The 6,476-nt window shown below is 59.4% G+C and carries 5 protein-coding genes; all 5 read left to right on the forward strand.

Going from position 1 to position 6,476, the window contains the following annotated elements; all coding sequences use genetic code 11:
• Nucleotides 1–86 precede the first annotated feature (86 nt).
• The 5 genes from argR (at nt 87) to astD (ending at nt 6,435) form a co-directional block, all read left to right on the forward strand.
• Nucleotides 87–1,067, forward strand: a complete 981-nt coding sequence (gene argR / locus AUC60_RS24960; RefSeq protein ID WP_087273887.1) for a transcriptional regulator ArgR — start codon at nt 87–89, stop codon at nt 1,065–1,067.
• 401 nt (nt 1,068–1,468) lie between these two features.
• Nucleotides 1,469–2,689 (forward strand): aspartate aminotransferase family protein, encoded by a 1,221-nt coding sequence (locus tag AUC60_RS24970; RefSeq protein WP_087273891.1) that lies wholly within the window; start codon nt 1,469–1,471, stop codon nt 2,687–2,689.
• A gap of 147 nt (nt 2,690–2,836) precedes the next feature.
• The gene (aruF, locus tag AUC60_RS24975) at nt 2,837–3,868 is read left to right on the forward strand and encodes an arginine/ornithine succinyltransferase subunit alpha (protein WP_027900076.1); all 1,032 of its coding nucleotides are present in this window, start codon (nt 2,837–2,839) and stop codon (nt 3,866–3,868) included.
• 75 nt (nt 3,869–3,943) lie between these two features.
• Nucleotides 3,944–4,969, forward strand: a complete 1,026-nt coding sequence (gene astA, locus AUC60_RS24980) for an arginine N-succinyltransferase (RefSeq protein ID WP_087273892.1) — start codon at nt 3,944–3,946, stop codon at nt 4,967–4,969.
• On the forward strand, nt 4,966–6,435 hold the full coding sequence (astD, locus tag AUC60_RS24985) for a succinylglutamate-semialdehyde dehydrogenase (RefSeq protein WP_167384396.1): 1,470 nt from the start codon (nt 4,966–4,968) through the stop codon (nt 6,433–6,435). The genes astA and astD overlap by 4 nt, the downstream gene beginning before the upstream one ends.
• Nucleotides 6,436–6,476: the final 41 nt, after the last annotated feature.

Consider the following 6,476-nt stretch of genomic DNA (forward strand, 5'->3'; position numbering starts at 1 on the left):
AGAGATTCAGTCTGGGCGTTGCGATGCCCGCCCCATAAGCTGTGTACACAGTTTTAATTACCGCGATACGTTTCGGATTGCACGCCATGACCGCTCAACGAATTGGTTTTCTTATCTGGCCCAGCACCAAAGCCCTGACTCTGGCGCTGGCTGAGGAAGCCTTGCGTGTCGCCCAGCGCGTCCACCCGGAAGTGCTTTACGAACTGTCGTTTCTACAAGCCGAAGCGCCTGCCGAGGGCGCTTGGCAGTTGCCCGGCGAACCTTGGGCGGGGCGGCTGGAAGGTTGTCAGAAGCTGTTTTTGCTGGCTGATGAACCGCCTGCGGCAGTCAACTCCACGCTGGCCTCGGCGCTCAAGCAGTTGGTGCGTTCCGGTTGCGTGATTGGCGGGTTGTCAGCGGGGGTTTACCCACTCGCTCAGTTGGGACTGCTGGATGGTTACCGGGCTGCCGTGCACTGGCGCTGGCAGGATGATTTCACCGAGCGTTTCCCCAAGGTGATTGCCACCAGCCATCTGTTTGACTGGGATCGTGATCGCTTGACGGCATGTGGCGGAATGTCGGTGCTGGATCTCTTGCTGGCCGTGCTGGCTCGTGATCATGGTGCTGAACTGGCGGGGGCCGTGTCTGAAGAACTGGTGGTTGAGCGCATTCGTGAAGGCGGCGAGCGTCAGCGTATTCCGTTGCAGAATCGTCTCGGCTCCAGCCATCCCAAGCTGACCCAGGCGGTGCTGTTGATGGAGGCCAATATCGAAGAACCGCTGACCACTGACGAAATCGCCCAGCACGTCTGTGTTTCGCGGCGTCAACTGGAGCGGATTTTCAAGCAATACCTCAATCGCGTGCCAAGCCAGTATTACCTGGAGCTGCGCCTCAACAAGGCGCGGCAGATGCTGATGCAGACCAGCAAATCGATTATTCAGATCGGCTTGTCTTGCGGCTTCTCCTCCGGGCCACACTTCTCCAGCGCCTATCGCAACTTCTTCGGCGCTACTCCCCGTGAAGACCGCAACCAGCGCCGCAGTAGCAGCCCGTTTGAATTATCGTCGGTGCCTGCAGAGCGGGGGTAAGTCCTGCTGGTTTTGGCGATTGAGCTGATCATTTGCCGCTGACACCGCGCTGCCGCGTGGCAAACAGCGGACCTGTAGGAGTGCACGAGCCCCGCGAGGCCGCGATAGCGTTCTTTTAGTCACCCATATGATTCTGACAAAACGCTATCGCGAGCAAGCTCACTCCTACAGGGGTGAATGTATCTAGCCAAATCAAATCATCTGCATCTGCAACAATCCGCCCGCAACGTTTAAACTGCGCCTTTGCGATGCTTAATGTCGCATTGCCGAAAGTCACCGAAAAACCCGGTTTTGTGCTGTAACAAGTTGTCGCCTGGCGGCAAGGCCGGAGTGAAACCAGTCCTTACAATCTTCCCATCGCTCGCCAGTTTCAGGCAGGCGTTCCTCTTCAGGAGACTCCGATGTCCGTTGAGCAAGCTGCGGTGCAACGCGCCGATTTCGACCAGGTAATGGTCCCCAATTACGCTCCAGCCGGGTTTATCCCTGTGCGCGGTGCGGGTTCCCGAGTCTGGGACCAGGCGGGCCGTGAGCTGGTGGATCTCTCCGGCGGGATTGCCGTCAACGTACTGGGCCATTGCCATCCGGCGCTGGTGGGTGCCTTGACTGAGCAGGCCAACAATCTCTGGCATGTTTCCAACGTGTTCACCAACGAGCCGGCCCTGCGTCTGGCGAAGAAGCTGGTGGATGCCACGTTCGCCGAGCGTGTGTTCTTCTGTAACTCCGGTGCTGAAGCCAACGAAGCCGCTTTCAAGCTGGCGCGTCGTGTTTCCCATGATCTGTATGGTCCGGACAAGTACGAAATCATTGCTGCGCTGAACAGCTTCCACGGTCGCACGCTGTTCACCGTGACCGTAGGTGGTCAGTCCAAGTACTCCGACGGCTTCGGGCCGAAGATCACCGGCATCACCCATGTGCCGTTCAACGATCTGGCCGCGCTCAAGGCCGCGATCTCCGACAAGACCTGCGCCGTGGTGCTGGAACCTATTCAGGGTGAAGGCGGCGTACTGCCTGCCGAACTCGAATACCTGCAAGGTGCCCGCGCATTGTGCGACGAGCACAAAGCGCTGCTGATTTTCGATGAAGTGCAAAGCGGCATGGGCCGCAGCGGTCGTCTGTTTGCCTACATGAATTACGGAGTCACGCCGGACATCCTCTCCAGCGCCAAGAGCATTGGTGGCGGTTTCCCGATGGCGGCCATGCTGACCACCGAAAAGCTGGCCAAGCACTTCGCTGTCGGCGTTCACGGCACGACCTATGGCGGCAACGCTTTGGCGTGTGCGGTGGGTAACGCAGTGATGGACGTCGTTCACACTCAGGAAGTCCGCGATGGCGTAACGGCCAAACACGCGAAGTTCAGAGCGCGTCTGGAGCAGATCGGCGAGAAGTACGGTGTTTTCACTCAGGTTCGCGGCATGGGCCTGTTGATCGGTTGCGTACTGACCGACGCCTGGAAAGGCAAGGCCAAGGACTTCTTCAATGCCGCCGAGCATGAAGGCGTGATGATTCTGCAAGCCGGGCCTGACGTGGTGCGTTTCGCTCCAAGTCTGGTGATCGAAGAGGCTGATATCGACGAAGGTCTGGATCGCTTCGAGCGCGCTGTGGCCAAGCTGACTCAGGCTTGAGGTCGCGCTGATTCAACGCAACACCTTCCGACGTTTGCCTGCACGGTAAGCGTCGGACATTTTCCTGTGCCATGTGGCGTTGATCCATGTGGCGCTTTTTTTCTGTGCCGGGTATGACCGGTCTGTGTTCTGGTAAGGAGTGGCACCATGCTCGTGATGCGCCCCGCGCAAATGGCTGATCTGGCCGAGGTTCAACGCCTCGCTGCCGACAGCCCGATTGGTGTCACGTCCCTGCCTGACGATGCGGGTCGTCTGGGCGACAAGATCGCGGCTTCGGAAGCCTCATTCGCGGCCGAAGTGAGCTTCAACGGCGAAGAGACCTACTTCTTCGTGCTGGAAGACAGTGAAAGCGGGCGTTTGGTGGGCTGTTCGGGGATTGTCGCTTCGGCGGGTTATTCCGAACCCTTCTATAGCTTCCGCAACGAAACCTTCGTTCACGCCTCTCGTGAGCTGAAGATTCACAACAAGATTCACGTCCTGTCCCAGTGCCACGATTTGACCGGCAATAGTTTGCTGACCAGTTTCTACGTGGTGCCTGAACTGGTGGGCAGCGCGTGGTCGGAGCTTAATTCCCGTGGCCGCCTGCTGTTCGTGGCCAGCCATCCGGAGCGTTTCGCGGATTCGGTGGTGACCGAGATCGTCGGTTACAGCGATGAAAATGGCGACTCGCCGTTCTGGGACGCCATCGGCCGCAATTTCTTCGATTTGAACTACGCCGCCGCCGAGCGCCTGTGCGGGCTGAAAAGCCGGACGTTCCTCGCCGAGCTGATGCCGCATTATCCGATCTACGTGCCGCTGCTGCCGGACGCTGCCCAGGAAGCCATGGGGCAGGTACATCCGCGGGCGCAGATCACCTTCGACATCCTGATGCGCGAAGGCTTCGAAACGGATCACTACATCGACATCTTCGACGGTGGCCCGACTCTGCATGCGCGGGTATCCGGGATTCGCTCTATCGCTCAGAGCCGCCTGGTGCCCGTTAAAATCGATGCACAACGATCCACTGATACCGGTTCAGGCGGCCGCTTGTATCTGGTTGCCAATGGTCTGCTGCAGGATTATCGGGCGATATTGCTGGAGCTGGACTGGGCGCCAGGCAAGCCGGTGGCCCTGAGTCTGGCGGCAGCCGAAGCGCTGGGTGTCGGTGAAGATGCGAGCGTGCGGGTCGTGGCGGTCTGATACGCCATTTGAATGTGGATTGCTGGTTTAGCGAGTTTCGCCGTTTCCCGAGGGAAGCGGCATTGAGGAGATAGCATGATCGTTCGTCCCGTAAGCAGCAGTGACCTGCCCGCGCTGATCGAGTTGGCGCGCAGCACAGGCGCTGGCCTGACGACCTTGCCCGCCAATGAAGAACGCTTGGCGCACCGGGTCGGTTGGGCGGAAAAGACCTTTCGCGGCGAAGCCGGGCGCGGTGACGCGGATTACCTTTTTGTGCTGGAAGATGACGATGGCCGGGTGGTAGGTATTTCCGCCATTGCCGGTGCAGTTGGCCTGCGTGAGCCTTGGTACAACTATCGAGTGGGGCTGACGGTCAGCGCCTCTCAAGAATTGAACATCTATCGCGAAATCCCGACCCTGTTTCTCGCCAATGACCTGACCGGTAATTCCGAGCTGTGCTCGTTGTTCCTGCACAGCGATCACCGTAACGGGTTGAACGGGCGTCTGCTGGCCAAGGCGCGGATGTTGTTCATTGCTGAGTTTCCGCAGTTATTCGGCAACAAGATCATTGCCGAGATGCGTGGCATGTCCGATGAAAATGGTCGTTCGCCGTTCTGGGAAAGTCTGGGTCGACACTTCTTCAAAATGGAATTCAGTCAGGCGGACTACCTGACGGGCGTCGGCAACAAGGCGTTCATTGCTGAACTGATGCCCAAGTTTCCGCTGTACAGCTGCTTCCTTTCTGAAGACGCTCGTAACGTGATCGGTCGCGTGCACGCCGATACCGAGCCAGCGCTGACCATGCTCAAGGCCGAGGGCTTCAGTTATCAGGGTTACGTGGACATCTTCGATGCAGGTCCGGCGGTTGAATGTGAAACCGCGAAGATCCGCGCCGTGCGTGACAGCGCCCCGTTGGTGCTGGCTATCGGCACTCCGGGCGACGATGCGACGCAGTTCCTGATTCACAACCGCAAGCGCGAAGATTGCCGTATTACCGTGGGCGCGGCGCGTTTTGCTGCCGGCACATTAGTGGTCGCTCCGGCGACGGCGAAGCGTCTGCGCCTGAGTGCGGGCGACAATGTCCGGGCGGTTCCGCTGTCGCCTGCACGGGAGACTGTCTGATGAGCACTCTGTATATCGCAGGTAACTGGCAGGCCGGGCAGGGAGAGGCATTCGAGTCGCTCAATCCAGTGACTCAGCAGGTTGTGTGGTCCGGGCAAGGCGCAACGACTGCTCAAGTAGAGGCTGCAGTGGGCGCTGCGCGACAGGCTTTTCCTGCCTGGGCCAGCCGGACCCTGGAAGAGCGTATCGCGGTGCTGGAAGCTTTCGCCGCGAAACTGAAAAACCAGGCCGATGCCTTGGCGCAATGCATTGGTGAAGAAACGGGCAAGCCTCTCTGGGAGTCCGCGACTGAAGTGACCAGCATGGTCAACAAAATCGCTATTTCCGTGCAGAGCTACCGGGAGCGTACCGGCGAGAAAAGTGGTCCGCTGGGCGACGCAAATGCGGTGCTGCGCCACAAGCCACATGGCGTGGTGGCAGTGTTCGGGCCGTACAACTTTCCCGGGCATCTGCCCAATGGCCATATCGTCCCGGCTTTGCTGGCGGGCAACGCCGTTGTATTCAAGCCCAGCGAGCTGACCCCGAAAGTCGCTGAGCTAACGGTCAAGTGCTGGATCGAGGCCGGTTTGCCTGCCGGGGTGTTGAACCTGCTACAGGGCGGTCGTGAAACCGGTATCGCTCTGGCCGCCAATTCAGGCATCGACGGGCTGTTTTTCACCGGTTCGAGCCGTACCGGCAATGCTCTGCATCAGCAGTTTGCCGGTCGTCCCGACAAGATTCTTGCGCTGGAAATGGGTGGCAATAACCCGCTGATCGTCGACGAAGTTACCGATGTAGAAGCGGCGGTGTACACGGTCATCCAGTCCGCTTTCATTTCTGCCGGACAGCGTTGTACGTGTGCCCGGCGTTTGCTGGTGCCGCAAGGGCCGTGGGGGGAAGCCTTTCTTGAGCGTCTGGTTGAGGTCACGCGCAACATCGAAGTGGGCGCTTACGATCAGCAGCCTGCGCCGTTCATGGGCTCGGTCATTTCACTGCACGCCGCCAGTGCCTTGCTGGCAGCGCAGGAACAACTGCTCGCCAATGGCGCTACGGCATTGCTGGAGATGACTCAGCCTCGCGCGACGGCGGCGTTGCTGACACCGGGCGTCATTGATGTTTCCGAGGTCAGTGATCCCATTGATGAGGAACTGTTCGGTCCGCTGTTGCAAGTGCTGCGTTATATCGATTTCGATGAGGCCATCGCGCTGGCCAATGATACTCAGTACGGCCTGGCTGCCGGTCTGCTGTCGGACTCTGAATCGCGTTACAAACAGTTCTGGCTGGAAAGCCGGGCGGGGATCGTGAACTGGAACAAGCAGTTGACCGGCGCCGCGAGCAGCGCACCGTTTGGGGGTGTGGGTGCATCCGGCAATCATCGGGCGAGCGCCTATTACGCGGCGGATTATTGCGCGTATCCGGTGGCATCACTGGAGAGCAGCAGCCTGACTTTGCCCGCGACCCTGACGCCCGGTGTGCGGTTGTCGTGATGCGAACATTGGACCTGTAGGAGCTCACCGAGGTTACGAGG

The organism is Pseudomonas caspiana, assembly GCF_002158995.1.
Lineage (GTDB): Bacteria > Pseudomonadota > Gammaproteobacteria > Pseudomonadales > Pseudomonadaceae > Aquipseudomonas > Aquipseudomonas caspiana.

What these genes read in the sequence shown, in the direction of transcription:
- aruF (WP_027900076.1), top strand. Translation starts at nt 2,837, where the DNA reads ATGCTCGTGATGCGCCCCGCGCAAATGGCTGATCTGGCCGAGGTTCAA.
- AUC60_RS24970 (WP_087273891.1), top strand. Translation starts at nt 1,469, where the DNA reads ATGTCCGTTGAGCAAGCTGCGGTGCAACGCGCCGATTTCGACCAGGTA.
- argR (WP_087273887.1), top strand. Translation starts at nt 87, where the DNA reads ATGACCGCTCAACGAATTGGTTTTCTTATCTGGCCCAGCACCAAAGCC.
- astA (WP_087273892.1), top strand. Translation starts at nt 3,944, where the DNA reads ATGATCGTTCGTCCCGTAAGCAGCAGTGACCTGCCCGCGCTGATCGAG.